This is a genomic window from Gulosibacter hominis (genome assembly GCF_904842695.1).
GTDB lineage: Bacteria > Actinomycetota > Actinomycetes > Actinomycetales > Microbacteriaceae > Gulosibacter > Gulosibacter hominis.
On record NZ_CAJGWQ010000001.1, the window covers coordinates 432199 to 453069 of the forward strand.

The window sequence follows — 20871 nt, forward strand, 5'->3', positions numbered from 1 at the left end:
CGATTAAGCTACTCGTCGCGCATCATTTCGTAGATGCGTTTGCAATCGGGGCAGATTGGGAAGCGGTCGGGGTTAGCGTTTGGCTTCCATTTTTTGCCGCACAGTGCGCGCACGGCCTTGCCCGTAACCGCTGATTCAACGATCTTTTCTTTGCGAACGTAGTGCGCGAACTTATCGTGATCGCCATCGTCATACTGCTGGTCTTCGAGCAGCTCCTCCAGCTCGCGATCGAGCACGGCTGTGCCGCCGGCGGGTGCATCAGTTTCGAGAGGGGCGTTTGTCATGGTGCCATTCTAGGCGCGACACACTCGGCGTGGCGGTGGGTTCGGATGCGCGGCTAGTTTTGTTGCGCAAAGTGCAGCAGCTGCACGGCCCGACGTTCGTAGAGTTTGCCGCCGATGGCGACTCCACCCCACAGACATACGGCACCGATACCGACTGCCAGCGCGCTGGCCATGCCCACATACGCCCATGATGATTCGTTGATCGCGCGAATTGCCGCCAGGATCACCGGCAGGCACAGGGCGGCCTCGATGAGGCCGGCAACCGGATGCGCAAAAACGGCCGCGCCCCACGAACGAATCGGCTGGCTCAGCGGCGGGTCATCCGGTCGAGCCACCGCGTATGGCACCACCACCGACATGATCGAAGATCCTCCGAGCGACACCAGCAGCAGCGCCAATGCAACCGCGCCCGTGGCAAACGCCTGTGGCCAGCCGTTCACAAACAGCCCCAAAAATGCCACGCCACCGACCACCGCCACGATGCCAATGATGAGCGACGGCAGTGCCCGACCGAAACGGTCGGCGCTCCCCCGCATCCCCGAAGTGAAATGCAGCCACGATGCCGAAGAATCAAACGCTAAATCGTTGTGAATGGCCCAGCCCAAAAGGAAGGTTGCTAGCGGCAGCGGTAGTAACGCCATCCAGCCGCGATCGGCACCACCGATCAACAGCGGAATCACGATCAGCACCGGCAGGATGATCACGGTCACCATCACCGTGACGTAGCGGTGATCGCGCAGCCAGGCCATCCCAATTCGCCACGCAATTGCCCGCGATGCGCCACCGGCGGCTGCTCCCATGAGCCCGAACCGACTCGCGCCACCATCAGAGCGCGTAACCAGCAACCGGCGCCCGGTGCGAACGCCGAATGCAAACAGCACCACCAGCAACACCAATAGCGGCGCTGCTGCAACGGCGAGCGTACGGGATGCGATTGCGGGGTCATCGAGCGAATTCGCGAGCATCGCGCCCGAAAGCGGCAGCCACAGGGCGGTTTCGGCATAGGCCGCGTCGAATTGCGCGATCGCTGCTTGCCAGGGCAGCAATAGCAGCGTGTATCCCGCGACCCCCACAGCCCCGGTAATGACATATCCCCCGATGGCTCGCGCCTCGCGTGCCACGCCATACTCCACCAGTCCGCGAGCGCTCACCACACCGGCGCGATCAATGAGCGTCAAGCACAGGCCCACCAGCCCTCCGGCCAGCAGCGTGCCGCCGTGCAACGAACTCATGGCGGTTAGCAGGCCGCCAAGTAGCCACACCACACCCCGTGGCGAGCACAGTGCCGCAATTAGTGCGCTGAACGCAGCGGTCGCCGGGCGCTGCCCGGCCTGCACCAGTGCCCGCTCATCGAGCGGATCTTCGGCGTGGGCAAACATTCCCACCAAAAACGCGAGCGCACCGGTCAGCAGACTCAGATTCGCACGCCAAAAACGATCGGTTTCGCTTGGATCATCGAGCTGCCAGCTCAGCCCGACGAACACGCACACCGCAACAATTGCCAGCGCGAGTGCTGCCACCTGTCGGCCGCGCGCGGGCGCATCCCGTCGTAGCGATTGCCGCAGGGATGTCCAGCTAAGTCGAACTACCGCACCCATTAGCCGAACGAAATTTCTAGCCAGTCGAGCCCGGTGCTCTGTTCGGGGCCCCGCACCAGGCTGCGGAAGCGTTCCTCGAGCGTGATACCGTCACGCACCTCATCCACAGTGCCCTCGGCGAGCACCTCACCGCCGGCGATGACCACGACGTGGTCACAGGTGCGCTGCACGAGGTCCATCGAGTGGCTCGACAGCAGCACGGTGCCGCCGCGGTCGGCGTAGTCGATGAGCACGTCGATGAGCACACCGGCCGAAACCGGGTCGATGGTTTCAAACGGCTCGTCGAGCACCAGCAGCTGCGGCGAATGAATGAGCGTGGCTGCCAGCGCGAGCTTTTTGCGCATCCCCGCCGAATAGTCGGTCACCAACCGGTTGGCGCTGGAACGCAACTCAAACTGTTCGATGAGCGCGTCGGTGCGCTCAAGTGTTTGCGCGCGGTTAAGCCCGCGAATCGAACCAACATAGGCGAGATATTGGGCACCGGTGAGGTGTTCAAACATGCGCAGTCGATCGGGCAGCACACCGATACGCCCTGCGGCTTCGCGTCGCGATTTCCACACGTCGACACCGGCAACCGTCACCGTACCCTTCGACGGCGGCAACAGTCCCGAGATGATGTTGAGCAGGGTGGTTTTACCGGCGCCGTTTGGACCAACAAGGCCCGAAAAAGAGCCCTGCCGAACGCCGTAGCTCACTTCGCTGAGTGCTCGTTTCGCGCCGAACGACTTACTGACGTCGTTAATCTGCAGGATGGTGTCACCGTAGTCACGTTCGGCCGCCGCGGTTTGCATCGCCACCGGGGTCATCGTGGCGAGCCCCTCGGCGGTTTGTTTGCCCAAACGCAGATCGCGTGGCTGAGCGGAAGGCGCTCCGGCGCTGTTGTTCGGTTCGTTTTCCGCAGCCGCCTGGTTCACACCGAGCGAACCAGTTTCGCGGGGCGACTCGGCCTCGACGGTGTCTACTTGGGCGGGTTCAACCCAGTTGACCACGGTCCACTCAGACTCTTGTCCGACCGCATCGAACTCGGCTGTTTCAAGCGTTACTGCCGGGTCGGGCCGCGAAGTGTTTGCGTCATCGCCCACAGTTATGGCCGCCACCAGGTTGAACGGGGCACTACCAGCCGGCGCGGCAGCTGTTTCAGCGTCACCGCGCGATGTATCTTCGGCTGCGTTTTCGTTCTCAGTGGTCACCCAACCCAGGCTAGCAAGAGACAGTGGCTGAATGAGCACAGTCGGCTAACTGTGCATCAGTATGCTCGACTATCTCGGGCGCAAATTAGCGCGCTGGGCTTGGGATCCGTTTCACTTGGCGGTATCAAGCGCGGTGACCGCATATTTGCGCAGGCTCAGGGCCGGATTTGTTCGACGCACCTCGTCGATCTCATCGGGCTCGATCCAGCCCACCGCAACACCCTGCTCAACACCGACCTTGGCGGTCACCACACCCCTCGCGTCGATGATGCACGAGTGACCAACGGCGACCGGTGGAGCGTGGTCGGCAGCCGCCACTGCCACCGTGTTTTCGATGGCGCGCGCCCGCAGCAGCGTCTGCCAGTGATGTTCTTTCAACGGACCACGCACCCACTCGGCCGGAATCACCAGCACCTGCGCCCCCGCATCCACAAGCCGCCGGCTCACCTCCGGGAATCGCAGGTCGTAGCAGGTCTGCAAGCCAAATCGCATCCCATCAATTTCAAAAGTGGCCGGTGCATCAAGTGGGTCGCCCGCCTGCAGCCAGTCGCTCTCGGTGGTGCCGAAAGCGTCATACAGGTGCAGTTTGCGGCTCTTGGCGAGCATCCGCCCCTCACCCACCGCGACCACCGCGTTGTACGGCTTTTCGGCATCGGTGGTGCGCTCGAGCATCCCGGCCACAATCACGATGCCGAGATCGTTGGCGATTTCGGTGAGCGCACTCACAAAACTGCCGTCGTCGGGTTCAGCAACCTCCCCCATCCAGGCACCAAGCTGAGCCGTGAACGCCTGTGAATATTCCGGAAACACCACCACGCGCGCGCCTCGCTGGGCTGCCAGCGCCGCATACGAACTCATTGTTTCGAGGTTCGCCTCGCGGTCGAGCGAGGGGTTGAACTGGACAACTGCAACGGCGATTGGAGAAAGCATGTCGCCATGCTACGGCTCGCTTCCTCCGACACTCCAGAATGTTGTGCCCGGTTCAGTGGCGTCGGGCTCGTGAACGGGGTAGTTTCGAGATAATTAGTGAGCAGCGAGCACACTACCAACCAAGGAGCAACCGAGATGCCAAAGTACGCGGTGATGATGCGATACGAGGTCGTATCGGCACTGATCGTTGACGCCGACTCTGAAGACGAAGCCGAGCAGATCGCGACCGATTTCGAGGCTGCTGTTCACGATGCCGCCAATGATGACGGCCCGGTAACCCTCGAGGCCCGCATCTGGGGCAACGGCGATGTCGATATCGAAGCCGCCGACGACGAAGACGACGCCCAAGAGCGCATCGACTCGTGGATCGACACTATCGACTGGGATGAAGACGACGACTACGACGACTACGACGAAGACGAAGATGATGACGACTACGACGACTTCGACGAGGATGACGAAGACGACGAAGACTAGTTGGATGCGCGCGGACCACTAATGCACTCGCGCGCAAAACTACCGGTGGCCGCCAAACTCGTTTGAGTGGGCGGCCACCGGCGCTTTGTCTGCGATGCAGTGCCCCTACAAAAGCCTGCGATGCAGTGCACCTAAGCGGGCAGTGCGCTACAAAAGCAGGGTGCGCCTACGAGAGCATGGTCTTGTCGTCGACCACCGCCCCCTTGATCGAGGCAAAGCGTTCGAGCAGATCCTCGACGGTGGTCTTGGCCTTTTGCTCCTCATCAACTTCGTAGATGATCTGGCCCTCGTGCATCATGATCAGCCGGTTGCCGAGTTCGAGCGCCTGCGACATATTGTGCGTGACCATGAGCGTCGTGAGCTTCTCACTCTCGACGACTTTCTGGGTGAGTTTGGTCACATGCTCGGCGCGCGCGGGGTCGAGCGCTGCAGTGTGCTCATCCAGTAGCAGGATCGCCGGCTGCGTGAACCCGGCCATGAGCAGCGACAGGGCCTGCCGCTGACCGCCCGACAGCAACCCGACTTTGCTGGTCAGCCGGTCTTCAAGGCCGAGGTCAAGCTGCGCGAGCTCTTCGCGGAACCGCTCCCGACGCACGTGGTTAACCCCCAGCGCCAGCCCGCGAGACTTACCACGCAAAAGCGCCAGCGACAGGTTCTGCTCAATGGTGAGATCAGGGGCGGTTCCAGCCATCGGGTCTTGGAACACCCGACCGATGTATTTTGCGCGGCGGTAGTCGGGCATCCGACGCACCGATTTACCGTCGATGAGAATATCGCCGCTGTCCATCGGCAACCGGCCCGAAACCGCGTTGAGCAGGGTCGATTTACCGGCGCCGTTCGAGCCAATCACCGTTACGAAATCACCGTCTTTGAGATGGAGGCTGAGGTTTCGCAGGGCTCGTTTTTCGTTGACCGTGCCGGGGAAGAAGGTTTTTGAAATGGATTGCACGTTCAGCATGTCCTAGGCCTCCTTTGTGACGGGTTCGGCGGCTGCGACAGCGTCGGGTTTGGTGGTTTTACCCCCGGATGAGAACACCGATCGCAGCTGTTTGCCGATACCAAACCTCGGCATCAATAGGGCGAGAACCACAATGATTGCGCTCACGATCTTGGTGTCGTTGGGGTTCAGTCCCGACTGCAGGGCCAGGAAGATGATGAAGCGATACAGGATCGCACCGACGATCACACCGAGCGTGGCCTGCCACACCCAGCGGCTGCCGACGACCACCTGGCCAAGGATGACCGAGGCAAGACCGATGAGAATCAGACCGACACCGGCCTGGATATCGGCGAAGCCGTTGTACTGCGCCACGAGCGCGCCACCGACGGCGACGATGCCGTTTGAAAGCGCCAGACCAAGAATTTTGGTGTGGTAGGTGTTAACGCCAAATGCGCGAATCATCTGTTCGTTATTACCGGTTGCGCGCAGCGACAGACCGAGATCGGTTGCCAAGAACCAGTCGATCAACAGCTTCACCACGATCACGCCGGCAAGCAAAATGGGGATGCTCATCCAGGTGCCGAGGATGCCTGCTTCCCGCAGCGGGGTGAACATACTTTCGCTGCGCAACAGACCGAGGTTGGCGGTACCGGGCGAACCGGTTGCCAAGCCCATGATCCGCAGGTTGACCGACCACAGCGCGATCATGGTGAGAATACCGGCAAGCAGGCCGTCGATACCGCCGTAGGTGTGAAGTAGCCCGGTGATAGTCCCGGCGAGCATCCCGGCAATGAAGGCCGCTGCGGTGGCGAGAATCGGGTTGACTTCGAGAGTGACGAGCATCCCGGCAACAGCGGCACCGGTTGTGAAGCTGCCGTCTACCGTGAGGTCGGGGAAGTTCAGCACTCGGAAGGTGAGGTACACCCCGAGTGCAACGATGGCGTAGATGATGCCGAGTTCTAGCGCACCAATCATGTTGCTCGTTAGTCCTTTCGCATACTGGCCGGGCCGAATTCCGGCCCGGCCAGTACTGAGCGGGGTCGCAAGCGGTCCCGACGGGGATTATTCGACGACCGTCGCGGCCCGGTCGAGCACCGCCTGCGGCAGCTCGAGGCCGACGTCGGCGGCGCCCTTCTTGTTGACCACGAGCTCGAACTCGGTGAGCTGCTCAACCGGCATCGACTCGGGCTTTTCGCCGTCGCGCAGGATGCGGATGGCCATCTGGCCGGTCTGGTAACCAAGCTTCTCATAGTCGAGGCCGAGCGTTGCTACCGCGCCGCTTTCTTCCACCGGACCGGTGTCACCCGAGAACACGGGGATCTGTTTGCTGGTCGAGTACTGCATCACCGAGTCGATACCCGACACAATCAGGTTGTCGGTGGGCACGTAGATGGCGTCAACCTGGCCGAGCGCTTCGAGTGCGGTGGGCACCTCGCCCACCTGGGTGACGCTCTGTTCCTTGATGGTGAGGCCGTTCTTGTCGGCGGCTTCCTTGGCGAGTTTTACCTGCACTTCGGAGTTCACCTCACCCGACGAGTAGACGATGCCGACGGTCTTGGCTTCGGGCACAATCTCCTTGATCAGCGCGATCTGGTCGGCAACCGGGTTGAGGTCGTTAGTGCCGGTGACGTTGCCACCGGGCGCTTCAGCGCTGTCAACGAGGTCGGCAGCCACCGGGTCGGTCACCGCGGTGAACAGCACCGGGCGATCGGGGATCGCGGTGGCGGCAGCCTGCGCGGCCGGGGTGGCGATCGCGAGCACGAGATCGATGCTCGAGTCGCTGGCAAAGCCCTGCGCAATGGTCACCGCAGTGGGCTGCTCACCGTTTGCGTTCTGCTCAACCCATTCAACGTTGATGCCCTCGTCTTCAAAGGCTTTTTTGAAACCGGTGGCGGCTGCGTCGAGGGCCGGGTGCTGCACGAGCTGCGAGATACCGATGCGATAGCTCTCGCCTTCGCCTCCCGCGGCGTCGGTTCCACCGTCGCTGCCAGCTCCACCCGCACAGCCGCTGAGCGCGAGCACCGCCGCACCCACCGCGGCAATGGGTGCCATGAACTTACGAATACGCATGAGTGACTCCTTCGTCTACTCGACTGAAATTGCGAACTACCCGTTTTCACTACTGCTCACTCAACATGTGAATGATGTTCGTGCCAAAAACTTATCACTCTGTTGAGGAAAGTCGAAGTTTGCGAGTAAATTTGTTCACTAATTTCGACAGGCAGGTGCAAGGACGCATGGACCGACTCGATTATCAGATTGTTGAGCTGCTCGACCGCAAGCCGGGAACGAGCGTGGTGCAGATTGCCCGCGAGCTCGGTGTGGCCCGGCCCACCGTGCAGTCGCGGCTCACGCGCATGCGCAAAGACGGCGTACTGATTGATATTTTGCCACGACTTGACACCACCGCGCTCGGTTTTCCGGTGACGGCGCTCACCACACTGCAAATTGATCAGCGCGTTGGCATCGAGCATTTGGATCGCGAGTTGCTGCAGGTTCCCGAGGTCATTGATGCCGTTACGGTGGCCGGTGATTGGGATGTGTTGGTGCGTGTGGTTGCGCGCTCAAACGCCGACCTGCAGCGAGTGATCGACCGCATCGCGAGTATCGAGGCGGTGACGCGCACCTCGACCTCAGTGCAGATGCAGCGCATTGCCCACGATCGCATCCTGCCGCTTTTTGAGGCGGCCACCGCCGAGACATCTGATACCGCACCCCGTTTGAAGGCGGTTGACTGCTAAACGCCCGTGACCGGCGCCGAGCTGTGGCAAAGTTGGGAGCATGGTTGCTGTTCCCGAACCGCGCTGGCTCTCCCGTGAAGAACGCGGAGCCTGGATGCGCCTGCAGGCAGTCTTGCAGCTGCTGCCCGCAGCACTTGACTCGCAGCTGCGCCACGATGCCCAGTTCACCCATGTCGAGTACTACGCACTCGCCATGCTTTCGGATGCACCCGATCAGCAATTGCAGATGAAAGAGCTGGCCGGGCACACCAACTCGTCACTCCCCCGACTTTCGCGAGTGATTAGCGGCCTCGAAAGCGAAGGCTACGTCGAACGCATCCCCAATAGCCGGGATGCTCGAGCAACCGATGTGCAACTCACGCCGAAAGGTCGGGAGGCGCTCACGCTGGCCGCACCCGGCCACGTCAACAAGGTGCGCGAAACTGTTTTTGATCCGATTTCGGCCGGCGATGTGGCCTCGCTGGTGCGCATCTGCGATGCCTGGCTGGACGTGCTTGACCCCAACCAAACCATGAGCCGCGACCCCGACCACTTGCCGGGGCATCCCCGCGACCACGATTAGCCGCCCAGCTCGGCCGGCGGTTATGCGAGCGACAAAAAAAGTTTTTCGAGCTCTTCGGCGGTGAGCTCGGTCTCGCCTTCACCTGCCACGCATTCGCGCATCGAATTGGCAATAATCACGTATCCGGCCCGGTCGATGGCTTTTGACACTGCGGCCAGCTGAGTCACAACGTCCCGACAGCTCTCGCCGCGCTCAACCGCAGCAGTGACAGCGGCGAGCTGCCCCTGCGCGCGACGCAACCGGTTCACCACTTTGCGCCGCGCCGCTTCCTGCGCCTGCACATCAGTCATCTCGTCCCCCTATCGAATACCAGAGGATGCAAACACTAGCGTCCGAAAAGTCGCGCAAAAAACCCCGGGCGCTCTTGGCGGGCGGCAGCGCGTTCAGCATCGCTGTGCTCGCCCGAGCACCAGTTGCCGGCGGGAACTGCAGCTCGCACCATTTCAACGTGCTGACCACAGCCAGCCCAGGTGGTTTTGCCGCACACCCTACAGGTCACCGGTCGACACATCACATTTCCTTTTCATCGCATCCAAAACGTCTCGCAATAATACCCCACGGGGTATCTGGATGCAATTCAGCCAGTTCGCGTCGCGCACCCAGTAGTCGACCCAGCTGCGAATGACACATCCGCACGATCGGATCCAATAAATGAATGCTGATCAATTTCACTCCGTGTAAATAGCACTGCAGAAACGTGCAAAAATAAAAGGATTCTGATTCCACCTTCCACGTACAGCGAGGTACTGTCCCGATGAGCAGCTACGAGACCATGCAGCCAATGACGGGAGCAATTCCCACAGTTGAGGCGGTCACCGCGGCCAAGCACCAAACAACCACCCGAATGTCTGCCGGACACGTCATTGTGAAGTCGCTCGAAGCACACGGCGTGCGGCGCGTACATATTGTTCCGGGTGAGAGCTTCCTCGACGTACTCGACGGCCTGCATGACTCGTCGATCGAAACTATTGTTTGCCGCCACGAGGGCGGCGCCGCCTATATGGCCGAAGCCGACGGCAAGCTGCAGCCACTACCCGGCGTTGCCATGGTCACTCGCGGCCCGGGAGCTGCCAATGCGCATGTTGGGCTCCACACTGCCTGGCAAGACTCCACCGCAGTGGTGCTTTTTGTGGGTCTCATCCCGTTTGAACACCGCGAAAAAGAAGCCTTCCAAGAGTTCGACCCGAAGCAGTGGTTTTCGTCGGGGGCAAAGCGCGTGATGGTGCTCGACCGCCCCGCCCGCGCCAGCGAAGTCGTCGCCGAAGCCATGTTCGCCGCCGCAGCCGGCCGCCCCGGCCCGGTAGTGGTGGGCCTACCCGAAGACATCATCCGTGAACAAATCGAGGGCACCATCCACCCCTATATTCCGGTGGCGTCAGGCGGCATGACCGTCGAAGACTGGAAATCGCTGCGCCGCGCGCTGCTCGAATCCGAGCGCCCGCTATTCGTGTTTGGCGGCAATGACTGGACCCACGCTGGCGCCCGCGAATTCACCCGCTGGCTCGAAGAACATGAACTGCCAGCCGCGGCGGAATGGCGCTGCGAGGGCACTGTGCCATTCGACTCGCCAAGCTACGTCGGCCCGCTCGGATACGGACGTCCAAATTTTTCGAACCGATTGCTCTCTGACACCGACCTCATCGTCTTCGTGGGCACCGTGCCGGGCGATGTCATCACCTCGGGGTTCACCAGCCGACAAAACTGGGACCAGCGCAACTTCATCGTCACCATCGACCCCGACTTGCGCGGCCGTTCGGGCCCGCTCTCACACCAGATCGTCGCCAAACCGGATGTGTTTGTGCGCGACCTCGTGCGCATGGACCTCGAAATTAAAGACTCGTGGCGCGCGTGGACCCGCGAACTGCGCACCTACCAAGAGAACTTCAGCCGCCTGCCGAACCCGGAACCAAGCACCGGCCCGGCCCAGATGGACACGCTCATGGCGAACCTCGTCCCGCAGCTGCCCTATGACGCTATGGTCACCTTCGGCGCCGGCGAGCACACCAACTGGGCCCACCGCTACTTCCCCACCCGCGGCTACGCCGCCATGATTTCAGCGCGCAACGGCTCGATGGGATATTCCATCCCCGCGGCGGTAGCGGCCTCACTGCAGTACCCCGGCCGCATGGTGGTTTCAATTGCCGGTGACGGTGAGTTTTTGATGAACGGACAAGAGCTCGCCACCGCGACCCAGTACGGCGTCACACCGCTGGTGATCGTGATGGACAACCAGGAGTACGGCACCATCCGCACCCACCAAGAGCACAGTTATCCGGATCGGGTTTCTGGCACCCAATTGCGCAACCCCGACTTCGCCAAACTCGCCGAAGCCTACGGCGGCATCGGCATACGTGTCGAAACCGACGCCGAAGTGCCCGGGGCCGTGGCCGAAGCACTCAGGGTGGTCGAGCACGGTAAACAGTTCGCGCTCATCCACTTGATCACCGAACAGCGCAAAAAAGCGTTCTAGTTCAGCGCTGCCGGTGGGTCGCTGCCGGTGGGTCGCTGCCGGTGGGTGGTGACTGGTGATACCACTACCCACCGGCTTTTGCGACGCATCCCAATCAGTCAGGTGGCGGCAGATTTCAGCCATTTCATCTACCGGCTACCTAGCTCTGCAAAACTCTAGCCAACCACCGGTTTTGCGAGCCAGACAACGGTTTACCCGAGCGACAGCCGTCGACAACCGCGAGACTGGAAAGGAAGGACAGCTATGAAACTGCGCACCCCGCACATCATCGGTATCGTGCTGCTGGTTGTTGGCATCGTCACCGTGCTGGTCATCCAACTCACCGGCATCGGCCGCGACGGTACCGGCTCGATTGGCGGCAAACACACCGTGGTTGAGGGCGTGGTCGGATCTGAGAAGGTCGCATTTTTCCAAGACCCCGAAGTGCAGCGGGTATTTGCCGAACATGGCTACGAGGTGCGCGTATCAAAATCGGGTTCCTGGCGCATGGCCGAGCTTGACGGGCTCACCAACTACGATTTCGCGTTCCCGGCTTCCGAAATCGCGGCCACGCACATTTCCACCATTCATAAGGATGCGGTGCTCAGCACCCACAAACCATTCTTCTCACCGATGGCGATCGCCACCTTCAAGCCGATCGTTGAGCTGCTCAGTGCCGCCGATGTCGCATCCCAGGACGCGAACGGTCGCTGGCAAATCGATATCGAGGCCTACCTCAAGCTCGTCGAATCCGACACCCGCTGGCGCGATCTGCCCGGCGCCAATAAGCTCTACAACTCGCCGCGCACGGTGATGATCACCTCCACCGATATCCGCACCTCAAACTCGGCCGGCATGTACCTGGCACTCGCCTCATACGTGCTCAACGATCAGAACGTGGTTACCAACCGCACCCAGGCCGATGCCCACCTGGCGCTATTGACCAAGCTGTTTGTTGGCCAGGGATACTCGGGTTCATCGTCGACCGCCCCGTTCGATGACTATCTTTCGCAGGGCATGGGCGCCGTGCCGATGGTGATGGTGTACGAGGGGCAATTCCTTGAGGAGCAGCTGCGAGACAACTCGCGCATCAACGACCAGATGGTGCTCGCCTATCCCTCACCCACCATCTTCTCGGTGCACACCGGAGTTGCGTTCAGCGAAGACGGCCAGGCCGTTATGCAGCTGCTCGAAACCGACCCCGAGCTGGCGAAGCTACTCGCCGCCCACGGGTTCCGTCCCCAGGGTGCCAACGCCGGCACTTTCGACAGTTTCTTGAACGACAACAATCTCGCCGACACCTACCCCAGCAGCTCATCCTTCGTAAACCTCGCCGTCGAACCGAGCTACGAAATACTCGACTACCTGCTCGGCAAAATCGGCGAGTCGTACAGCGTTTCGGGAGCCCCGCCGGTGGAGCCCGAAGAAACCGAACTCACATCCGTGCCCGCGCCAAACCACCCTGGAGAGACCCCATGATCGCGCAACTCGCTCAGCAGCTCAAGGCATCTTGGCAGCGGCTGCTGGCCGTCCTCGCCTGCCTGCTGGTGTTGCCCGGAGCGCTCACCTCATGTGCTCTCCTCGGTGGCGGTGACACGCTCCACGTCCTCGCCGGTAGCGAGGTGAAAGACCTCGAACCGATCCTCGACGATATGGCCCGCGAAACCGGTGTCACAATCGAGTTCGAATACGTCGGCACGCTCGACGGCACCGAGATGCTGCTCAATACGCCCGACAACGAATGGGATGCGATCTGGTTTCCCTCAAACCGCTACCTGTCGCTCTTCCCCAAGGGGGGTGACGTGATCGCCTCGAGCGAGTCGATTATGCGGTCGCCGGTGGTACTCGGGGTGCGCCAGGATGTTGCCAAGCGGCTCGGCTGGAGTGACGAATCCCAGCCCAGCTGGGGCGACGTTGTCGATGCCGTCGACCGCGGCGATCTCACCTACGGTATGACCAGCCCCATCTCATCCAACTCGGGATTCACCACCCTGGTACAGCTGGCCACCGCGATCTCCGGCACCGGCACAGTGCTCGAGCCGGGTGACGTCGACCGAGTCATCCCCGACCTCAAGAAGTTCGCCGCCGGCCAGCAACTGGCTTCGGGCTCGTCGGGTTGGCTGGTCGAAAAGTACCTCGAAGACCCGCAGGCAGTAGACGGCATCTTTAACTATGAATCGGTGCTGCGCGGAGTCAAGGTAGACAACAAGCCGCTGCACATCGTGCATCCCTCTGATGGCGTGATCACCAGCGACTATCCGCTGGCCCTCCTCAAGGGTGCCGATGAGGCCACCCGTGAAAAGTACAACAAGGTCGTTGCGTACCTGCTCAGCGATGACGTGCAGCAGCGCATCGCCGAGCAGACCAACCGCTACACCTCGTACACGCCCGAGGGTCAGTCACCAGCCGCCGTGTATGAGCTGCCGTTCCCCAACCAGCTCGGCACCGTGCAGGATCTGCTTGCCGGTTGGCTGAGCGAGGCGAAAAAACCCTCGAACATGGTGTTTGCTATCGACACTTCGGGTTCGATGAACGGCGGCGACCGGATGGCCGAGCTGCGGCAAGCGCTCGATGTGCTGTCGGGCCCCGACAGCGAAGCCGGTTCGTCGGCAAGTTTTTTGCGGCTGCAGTCACGCGAGACCATCACCTATCTCGAGTTTTCGCACGAAATCAAGAGTGAGCTGACCGTGACGATCCCCGAGGACGATGCCGGTCGCCAAGCGAAACTCGACGAGATTCGCTCGCACACCAGTCATTTCCAAGCCTACGGTGGCACCGCCATGTATAACGCGGTGCTGCGGGCCTATGAGGATATGGACTACAGCAATAGCGACCAGCTCAACTCGATTGTGCTGTTCACGGATGGCGAGAATGTCGACGGCTTGCGGGCTCGCGACTTCAAAATGTGGTACGAATCCTTCATCGCAATGCATCCCGAGGCGAAAAACGTGCCGGTGTTCACCGTGCACTTCGGCGACTCGAACCGTGAAGAACTCGAATCGCTGTCACAGCTCACCGGCGGTAAAACCTTCGACGGCACCGGCGACTCGCTGGCCACGGCGTTCCGCGAGATTCGCGGATACCTCTAATCTGAAACCGTCACGATGAAGAAATCCAAGCAGGCAAAATCTCAGCAGTGGGTTGCACCGGCCGCAGTGGGCGGTGTGGTCGGCGTTGGTTCGGCGCTGGCAACGATGCTGTTGCTCTCGTTCGCGGCCCCGGTGAGCGTTGCCATTGGGCTCGCCCTCGGTGCCGGTTCGGCGCTGATGTTTACGCCACTGGCGCCAAAACCGATCGAGATCGCGGGCCGCGTCGCACCAACAACCGTTGAAGAGTCGCTCAGTGAGGTTGCGCGCTCAACCGACCAGCTCGATCTGGCGCTATCGCGGCTTGAGAGCCGACCCCTGTGGCATAACTCGGTGCTCGATGAAAAACTGCACCGCCTCGTCGACGGCACGCGTTCACTGGCACGGATGCCGGAGCTGCGCGATCGTGCCGTCATGGATGGCGCCATCCAGATGCTCTATACGCTCGCCACCGACTATTTGCCCACCATCGTGAACCTCGCGATTGAAAACGATCGGATGCACAGCACTTTTTCGGGTCAAAAATCACGCCAGCAGGTCGAGCAAAATATTGCTGAGCTCGAACCGCAGGCTGATGTGCTCGGCGAGGTGCTCGACCGTATTGAAACCGATATTGTGCGCGGTACCACCCACTCGGTCCACGAGCACGCCGAGTTCCTGAAAGCACGGTTCCAGGAGGTCGGTACCGAATCGGTGCTCAATTTGAACAACCCCATGACGCCGGGCACAGAATAGCTGTCCGCTATCCCACCAGTTGAGGAGACCAGGTGAACGACAAACTCACTCCCCCGAGCCCCGAAGAACTCGCCCCCATCGAGGCTGCGCCCGCAGTCGAACCGGTTGCTGCTGACGCCGCCGGCGGGATGCTGCCCGATATTGATCCCGAAACCGCGCTCGACCTGCGCAACCGGGCGAACACCTGGGTGAACAATATTTCGTCACTCAAGCCCAAAACCCCCGAGTACACCGAGCAGGTGCGCGCCATTCAGGAGGTTGCCCGCACTGAAATTCGCACCTCTGCGGATGCTTCGCAGCGCTTCCTCGACAAGTCGCTAGCGCAGTCGAAATCTGCCGGTGGCGACGGCCACGCCGTTGAGGTGTCGCGCTCGCTGGTAGACCTGCGCAACACCGTTGAAGAGCTCGCGCCCGACGACCGCAAGTTCGGTTCGCGCTTTTTGCGGATGCTGCCGGGCGGTAAACAGGTGCAGCGGTACTTCCGCCAGTACGAAAGCAACCAGGAGCAGCTCAACACGATTCTGCTCGCCCTCGACCGCGGCCAAGACACCCTGCGCAAAGACAATGCCGCGCTCGGTGTCGAACGTAAAGCGCTGTGGGAGTCGATGCTGCAGCTGAAAAAGCTTTCGGGCTTGCTCACCGAGCTCGATAACTCGGTGGTTGAGAAAATCGCTACCCTGCAAGCTTCCGGTGAGGCCGAGGCCGCGACCGCGCTGCAGAATGACGTGCTCTTTGCGATCCGTCAGCGCCACACGGATGTGCAAACCCAGCTCGCGGTGAGCGTGCAGTCGTACCTGTCGATGGACCTCATCCAAGACAACAATCTCAAGCTCATCGACGGTGTTGAGCGTGCGAAGACCACCACGATGACTGCCCTGCGTACTGCTGTTGTGGTGGCCCAGGCACTTGAAAACCAGAAGATCGTGCTCGACCAGATCGACGCGGTGAACAACACCACCAACGACATGATCGACCGCACCTCGCAGATGCTGCGCGACAACACCGCGCGCATCCAGGAGCAGGCCGTTAATTCGGGTGTTTCGCTCGAGACGCTGCAGCGCGCCTACGACAATGTGTTCGCCACAATCGACCAGGTCGAAGCTTTCCGTGCTGCCGCGAACAACCACTTCGCGCAGACCATCGCCAACCTCGAGCAGCAGGTCGAGCGGGCGAATCCATACCTCGAGCGCTCGCGTGAAAACCAGCTCGCTCGAGAGGGCGACGGTTCGGCACAGCGACAGCTGAACGCCGGTAATCTGCCACCCGAGCTGACGATCTAACCAGCTGAGCAAAACGCAAGCGGGCCCGCATCCCTAGCAATTGGAATGCGGGCCCGCCGCTTTTTTGTCAATCGTTATGACTGTTCGGCACGCTGGTTGGCGATCGTACAGTCTTCGCCGCGCCCGGGTTTGATGACTGCGTCGTCCCCGAGTGGGAATAGCCGCTTGCGCACCGAATATTCCATGGTCGAGTAGTCGCTGCCGCCTTCGGGTGAGGCGTAGGGCCCGCTGGCGAGCAGGGTGTCACCGGTGAACGCGGCACGCAGTTCCGGCGCCCAGAGGCAAACGGTGCCGGGCGCATGACCGGGTGTTTCGAGCACCTCGAGCGTCGCATCCCCCACCTGGAATTGCTGGCCGTCAGCGAGCTCGCCTTCGGGATCGATACGGGGATGCACTTCGCGCCACTGGTCGAGCGCGTCGGGATGCAAATAAACGGTTGCGTTGGTGCGTAGCGACAGCTCCGGTACCGCCGATGTGTGGTCGTGATGCGCGTGGGTGCAAATAATGGCCAGGGTTTCACGTCGACCAACCAGGTCAAGCACCGTGTCCGGATCCGCACCAGCGTCAATGATGATGCACTCTTCGTCATCACCGATAATCCAGCTATTGCATGGCAGCGCCGGGGCTGATTCGTGGTGATGGGATGCGCCGGTGGTTTGGATGCGGTCGATGCGGACGGTCATATGGCCTCCGGTGTAGACAAAACTGAGCACCGGCACGTTACCAAAACAAGGCGAGTGATGGGCAACTTGCCTGACGGGTGTAGCTATGTCGGTTGCTGTTCAGGCTCGCCGGGCTGCTGCTGGCTGCGCTCCTCAACGGTTACTATGGCGGCCACAACCACGAGTGGTATCCAGACTCCGAATATCGAAGCGAGTAGGCCCAGCGTCAGCACTTGGCCATCAAGGTAGTCGGGCAGGCTCAAGAGGTTAAACACCGCTGGCACTATGATGCCCACAACCAGTGAGGATCGCCAAAGGGCACTGATTCGCGGTAAGACGCCGAGCGCGAATCTGAATGTCCCATAGAACACGACGGCGGTGACGGCGGCAACCCCCAACATCATCCAGCCAATGACAATCAACCAGCCAAGTTCGCCGCGGGACTCAACGACAAACGCCATGAACATGACGAATAGTGAGCTAGCAAAAACACCCCAGGTGGTGCCACCAGCACGAAGCTGGCTACGTTCTTCCCGCTTCTCCATGAGCCAGAGCATAGCGAAGCCTACCTGGGGATGCAGCACTCGGCCTTTTTGTTTCTGATTCTCAGTTTCACTGGAAATAAAAATACCAAATTAAATGGCACTATATAAATAGGCGACCAGCAGAATTCGATTAATCGCCTACTTTATTAGCCGCCGCTTATAAAAAGGCCGACGCAGAACGTTCTGCAACGGCCGGCTCATCAGCTAGTGAATTAGGAGATTCTCATGAGCAGCATCAGCCCTCTTCAACAGTCCCCGCAAGAGCCGCAGCTTCAGTACGTGCAAGCCGCACCGGTTCACCGGGCAAACTTCCCCACGAACCGTTCGCTCACCAAGTTCATCCTGCTTGGCATCATCACGCTGGGCATTTACCAGATTTATGTTATTGCCCGTGCGGGTGAAGACCTGAACACGATCGCCAGCCGCTATGACAACAAACGCACCATGAACTACTGGCTCGTGGCGCTGCTGCTCGGCTGGCTTACGCTCGGCATCATGCAGTTCGTTTGGCGGCACGGCACATCGAACAGAATCGGCAATGAGCAGGCTCGCCGAGGCCAAGCGCGCACAATTAGCAGTGCTGATTTTTGGCTGTGGTGTGTGCTCGGCTCACTCATCATTGTTGGCCCGTTCGTATTCATGTACAAGTGGCTCCACGCCATGAACGGTCTGTGCGCCGACTTTAATGAGCGTGGCTAACCGAAAAGTTCACGGATAACGCGTATCAAATACAATAACGGCACCCCGCTATTTGGGGTGCCGTTATATATTTTCGGTTCAACGGCGAAGATGCGCCGGTGAACAGTTCACTAAAAATTACTTGTCGCCATTGAGCAGGTTGTTAACGCCGTCCTTGACGTTTTCAACCCCCTGCTTCACCTTCGACGAGAGCTGGTCGGCCTGGCCTTCGTGCTTGAGGTCCTGGTTGTCGGTCGCCTCGCCAGCCTTCTCCTTGCCCTTGCCAACGAGCTCTTCGGCCTTGTTCTTTGCATCATCAATGAAACCCATAGTGCGCCTCCTCAATAGAGTTTGTGCTGCGGTTGCAGTGGTTCCACCCAAACAAACCACCCTGGGTGTGGCACTCAGACTCCACCCTCATCCAGCCCAAATGTGATGTTGATAGAGCTACGATCGGCTTAAGCGCGCGGCAGACGGCACTTGCTGACCATCTGCTCAACGCCGACGGCTGACGAGGTGGTACGTGCCGAGTGCAATCGATGCCAGTGGTTGTGCTAGTAGCGACATCCCTGCGGTGCGTATTAGCGTTGAGCGTTCAGGCATCGCCCGGCCCCGCCGATGCTGTGCCCCATTGAAAGGACTCGATGACTCCCCTTGCATCCGAACCCGTTTCGCAACCCCCAGCTGGCGGTACCGTACTGCTGCCCGTTGTCGAAAATTATCTCGATACCACTGCCACGGCTGCCGACAACGACGACGCTGAGCAGCTCAGCGGATTTGCTCGCCAAATTGACCGCGCGCTGGCGGTGCAGCGGCCCCTAGCGATTGCATTCGTGCGCCGTTGGCGCCGCAAATATCCGGAGGCAACTCCGGCCGATCTGCTGCCGGTTGCGGAACGCTGGTTTCGTCGCTCAGCAATGGGCACGGGCGGCGGCGTTGGTGCCGTTGCGATTGTGCCCGGTGTGGGTACGGCTACCGGCATCGCGATCGCCGCAGCCGAAGTGTTGAGCTTTGTCGAACTGACGGCGCTATTTGCCATGACCGTGGCCGAGATGCACGGTGATGCCACCGATGACCCGCGCCGAGCCCGCACGATGGTAATGGCGCTATTGCTCGGCGACAAGGGCAAGCGCATCATTCGCGAGGTTGCGGCTGGGCAGGATGCGCGGGGGCTATTTAAGAGTGCCGTTTGGGGCGAACTTGTCACGCGGACGCTGCCCGATACAGCAGTGAATGAAATCGGCCGCAGGCTTCGGGAAGCATTTTTCAAGCGCCTTGGTCAGCGTCAAATTGGCGGGATTGTTGGCAAGGTGCTGCCCTTCGGCGTGGGGGCAACCGTTGGCGCGCTCGGGAATCGTGCGCTCGCCAACGAGGTGATCAGCAACGCTAAAACTGCGTTCGGCGCTCCCCCGGCAAAATTTGTGGGGCCGGTGAACGACGAGGTGTTGCGGGCAGTGCAGGCCGAGCGCGACGAGCGCCTGCTCGAACGGGCCACTCGGCGCGCCGAGCGGCGTGCTGTTGCGGCTCGGCGGCTGGCTGAAAAACGAGCGCGTCGTGACAAAAAACGCGTCGAATCCGACGGGCGGAAAATTTCGCTCTCACTGCGCCGTCGATCGGAGCGGAAGACTCAAGCCCCAGTTCCGCCAGCTGACGACGAGTAGCGCGGTCCGCTACCTGCAGCAGCTGCTCGACCGCATCCGGCACCTGGAACTGGGCGATCATACGACTAGGGATAGCTGTCCTGTCAATCCCGCTAAAAAACACGTCATTTGTCGGCGCCAGTACGACGATTGCGGCGAATAAGCCAGACGACAAGCCCAACAACGAGAAGCGGCATCGCAACAAGAGCGGCGGTCCAGACAACATCCACTACTACCGGGTTCATTCTGACATCTCCTTTGACATCTCTCGGTCGAATTCAAAAGTAGCGAGGAGTTCAACGGAACAAAACGCGCCCAGGAGTGCTGTGGCTGCATCCTGCACTCGAAATCTTCCGTTGAACTCACGGGCACCGACCGCAAACAACCCGGAAAAGGTCTCGGCCCCGACCAGACTTGCTGGTCAGGGCCTGAAATGGCTGCGGGGGCAGGATTTGAACCTACGACCTCCGGGTTATGTGCATCAATAACCCCGATTTCAGCAGCGCCGAGCTGGCAACACTCCAACCGAAAAAGCGATCACCGCGAATCCCAGTCAGCCACGCACGCACATAGACGCCTACGCAACCGGCCGACAAACAATCCAGCAGCTACGCTCCGGCATGAATGTCATAGCCCTCGAACACTGCCGGAAGCTCGGACGGGTCAATCGTCGTCTGGATTCCAAGTTCATACCAGACCGGGTCGTTGACTGGACCTTCGATGTAACAAATGAGCATATAGTCACGCTGTCCTGACACCCAGGTATCACCTACGGTGCCGTAGATTGCCACACCAAAAATGCCATCCTCGCGTTGATAAATAACCGATTCCGACTCCGGGGCAAGCTTGTCACGCGAATACCCGCCTGGAACCCCACTCGGCCCATGACTCTTGGTCTCAACCATGTGCAGACACACCTCGTACGCGTTTTCAGCGTTGACCACATCCCCAGAATCAGCGTCCGGCGCAGTCGGTTCCACCCGACCACCAGGCTCCGATTCAAACGGCACCTCAGTATCAGACTGGACCCCGGTAGGTGAAGGGCTCGCAACCACCGACTGCGCCCCAGTCTCG

22 protein-coding genes are annotated in these 20871 nt (G+C 60.6%); 10 read left to right on the plus strand and 12 right to left on the minus strand.

Going from position 1 to position 20871, the window contains the following annotated elements:
- Positions 1–8 precede the first annotated feature (8 nt).
- The 4 genes from JMV54_RS01980 to JMV54_RS01995 all read right to left on the minus strand — a co-directional run bounded on the left by JMV54_RS01980 (position 9) and on the right by JMV54_RS01995 (position 4002).
- Positions 9–284, minus strand: a complete 276-nt coding sequence (locus tag JMV54_RS01980) for a DUF3039 domain-containing protein (RefSeq protein ID WP_201517181.1) — start codon at positions 282–284, stop codon at positions 9–11.
- Positions 285–337: 53 nt separating this feature from the next.
- Positions 338–1882: a hypothetical protein gene (locus JMV54_RS01985; RefSeq protein ID WP_201517182.1), complete on the minus strand. Its 1545-nt coding sequence runs from the start codon at positions 1880–1882 to the stop codon at positions 338–340.
- Positions 1882–3072 carry an ABC transporter ATP-binding protein gene (locus JMV54_RS01990; RefSeq protein WP_230972760.1) on the minus strand — a complete coding sequence of 397 codons (1191 nt, stop codon included), beginning with the start codon at positions 3070–3072 and terminating at the stop codon, positions 1882–1884. The genes JMV54_RS01985 and JMV54_RS01990 overlap by 1 nt, the downstream gene beginning before the upstream one ends.
- A gap of 111 nt (positions 3073–3183) precedes the next feature.
- On the minus strand, positions 3184–4002 hold the full coding sequence (locus tag JMV54_RS01995; protein WP_201517183.1) for a carbon-nitrogen hydrolase family protein: 819 nt from the start codon (positions 4000–4002) through the stop codon (positions 3184–3186).
- A gap of 135 nt (positions 4003–4137) precedes the next feature.
- Between JMV54_RS01995 and JMV54_RS02000 the strand changes: the two genes are divergently transcribed.
- Entirely contained in the window at positions 4138–4479 is a 342-nt protein-coding gene (locus tag JMV54_RS02000; RefSeq protein WP_201517184.1) for a hypothetical protein, read from the plus strand.
- A 166-nt stretch (positions 4480–4645) separates the two neighbouring features.
- On the opposite strand, the gene JMV54_RS02005 is transcribed toward JMV54_RS02000, so the two are convergent.
- The 3 genes from JMV54_RS02005 to JMV54_RS02015 all read right to left on the minus strand — a co-directional run bounded on the left by JMV54_RS02005 (position 4646) and on the right by JMV54_RS02015 (position 7489).
- Entirely contained in the window at positions 4646–5437 is a 792-nt protein-coding gene (locus tag JMV54_RS02005; protein WP_201517185.1) for an ABC transporter ATP-binding protein, read from the minus strand.
- Positions 5438–5440: 3 nt separating this feature from the next.
- A complete protein-coding gene (locus tag JMV54_RS02010; protein WP_201517186.1) occupies positions 5441–6394 on the minus strand; it encodes an ABC transporter permease in 954 nt (317 codons plus the stop codon).
- Between the two features lie 87 nt (positions 6395–6481).
- Positions 6482–7489 (minus strand): ABC transporter substrate-binding protein, encoded by a 1008-nt coding sequence (locus JMV54_RS02015; RefSeq protein WP_201517187.1) that lies wholly within the window; start codon positions 7487–7489, stop codon positions 6482–6484.
- A gap of 167 nt (positions 7490–7656) precedes the next feature.
- Here JMV54_RS02015 and JMV54_RS02020 point away from each other — a divergent pair, with 167 nt between their 5' ends.
- The gene (locus JMV54_RS02020; RefSeq protein ID WP_201517188.1) at positions 7657–8160 is read left to right on the plus strand and encodes an Lrp/AsnC family transcriptional regulator; all 504 of its coding nucleotides are present in this window, start codon (positions 7657–7659) and stop codon (positions 8158–8160) included.
- A gap of 40 nt (positions 8161–8200) precedes the next feature.
- Entirely contained in the window at positions 8201–8722 is a 522-nt protein-coding gene (locus JMV54_RS02025) for a MarR family winged helix-turn-helix transcriptional regulator (RefSeq protein WP_201517189.1), read from the plus strand.
- A gap of 20 nt (positions 8723–8742) precedes the next feature.
- Here JMV54_RS02025 and JMV54_RS02030 read toward each other — a convergent pair whose 3' ends face one another.
- Entirely contained in the window at positions 8743–9012 is a 270-nt protein-coding gene (locus JMV54_RS02030) for a metal-sensitive transcriptional regulator (RefSeq protein WP_201517190.1), read from the minus strand.
- A gap of 491 nt (positions 9013–9503) precedes the next feature.
- Between JMV54_RS02030 and JMV54_RS02035 the strand changes: the two genes are divergently transcribed.
- From JMV54_RS02035 to JMV54_RS02055, 5 genes are all read left to right on the plus strand, one after another.
- Positions 9504–11192 (plus strand): thiamine pyrophosphate-dependent enzyme, encoded by a 1689-nt coding sequence (locus tag JMV54_RS02035; RefSeq protein ID WP_201517287.1) that lies wholly within the window; start codon positions 9504–9506, stop codon positions 11190–11192.
- 243 nt (positions 11193–11435) lie between these two features.
- Positions 11436–12650, plus strand: a complete 1215-nt coding sequence (locus tag JMV54_RS02040; RefSeq protein WP_201517191.1) for a hypothetical protein — start codon at positions 11436–11438, stop codon at positions 12648–12650.
- Positions 12647–14260, plus strand: a complete 1614-nt coding sequence (locus tag JMV54_RS02045) for a vWA domain-containing protein (protein ID WP_201517192.1) — start codon at positions 12647–12649, stop codon at positions 14258–14260. The genes JMV54_RS02040 and JMV54_RS02045 overlap by 4 nt, the downstream gene beginning before the upstream one ends.
- Positions 14261–14275: 15 nt before the next feature.
- Positions 14276–14992, plus strand: a complete 717-nt coding sequence (locus JMV54_RS02050; protein WP_201517193.1) for a hypothetical protein — start codon at positions 14276–14278, stop codon at positions 14990–14992.
- A gap of 32 nt (positions 14993–15024) precedes the next feature.
- Positions 15025–16272 (plus strand): toxic anion resistance protein, encoded by a 1248-nt coding sequence (locus JMV54_RS02055; protein ID WP_230972762.1) that lies wholly within the window; start codon positions 15025–15027, stop codon positions 16270–16272.
- A 74-nt stretch (positions 16273–16346) separates the two neighbouring features.
- Here JMV54_RS02055 and JMV54_RS02060 read toward each other — a convergent pair whose 3' ends face one another.
- Both JMV54_RS02060 and JMV54_RS02065 read right to left on the minus strand, forming a co-directional pair.
- A complete protein-coding gene (locus JMV54_RS02060) occupies positions 16347–16955 on the minus strand; it encodes an MBL fold metallo-hydrolase (protein WP_201517194.1) in 609 nt (202 codons plus the stop codon).
- Positions 16956–17038: 83 nt separating this feature from the next.
- A complete protein-coding gene (locus JMV54_RS02065) occupies positions 17039–17479 on the minus strand; it encodes a hypothetical protein (protein WP_201517195.1) in 441 nt (146 codons plus the stop codon).
- Positions 17480–17704: 225 nt separating this feature from the next.
- On the opposite strand from JMV54_RS02065, the gene JMV54_RS02070 reads away from it, so the two are divergent.
- Positions 17705–18178 carry a DUF4234 domain-containing protein gene (locus JMV54_RS02070; RefSeq protein WP_201517196.1) on the plus strand — a complete coding sequence of 158 codons (474 nt, stop codon included), beginning with the start codon at positions 17705–17707 and terminating at the stop codon, positions 18176–18178.
- A 117-nt stretch (positions 18179–18295) separates the two neighbouring features.
- On the opposite strand, the gene JMV54_RS02075 is transcribed toward JMV54_RS02070, so the two are convergent.
- On the minus strand, positions 18296–18487 hold the full coding sequence (locus JMV54_RS02075; protein WP_201517197.1) for a CsbD family protein: 192 nt from the start codon (positions 18485–18487) through the stop codon (positions 18296–18298).
- A 314-nt stretch (positions 18488–18801) separates the two neighbouring features.
- Here JMV54_RS02075 and JMV54_RS02080 point away from each other — a divergent pair, with 314 nt between their 5' ends.
- On the plus strand, positions 18802–19818 hold the full coding sequence (locus JMV54_RS02080; RefSeq protein WP_201517198.1) for a hypothetical protein: 1017 nt from the start codon (positions 18802–18804) through the stop codon (positions 19816–19818).
- Positions 19819–20405: 587 nt separating this feature from the next.
- On the opposite strand, the gene JMV54_RS02085 is transcribed toward JMV54_RS02080, so the two are convergent.
- A complete protein-coding gene (locus JMV54_RS02085) occupies positions 20406–20807 on the minus strand; it encodes a hypothetical protein (RefSeq protein ID WP_201517199.1) in 402 nt (133 codons plus the stop codon).
- Positions 20808–20871: the final 64 nt, after the last annotated feature.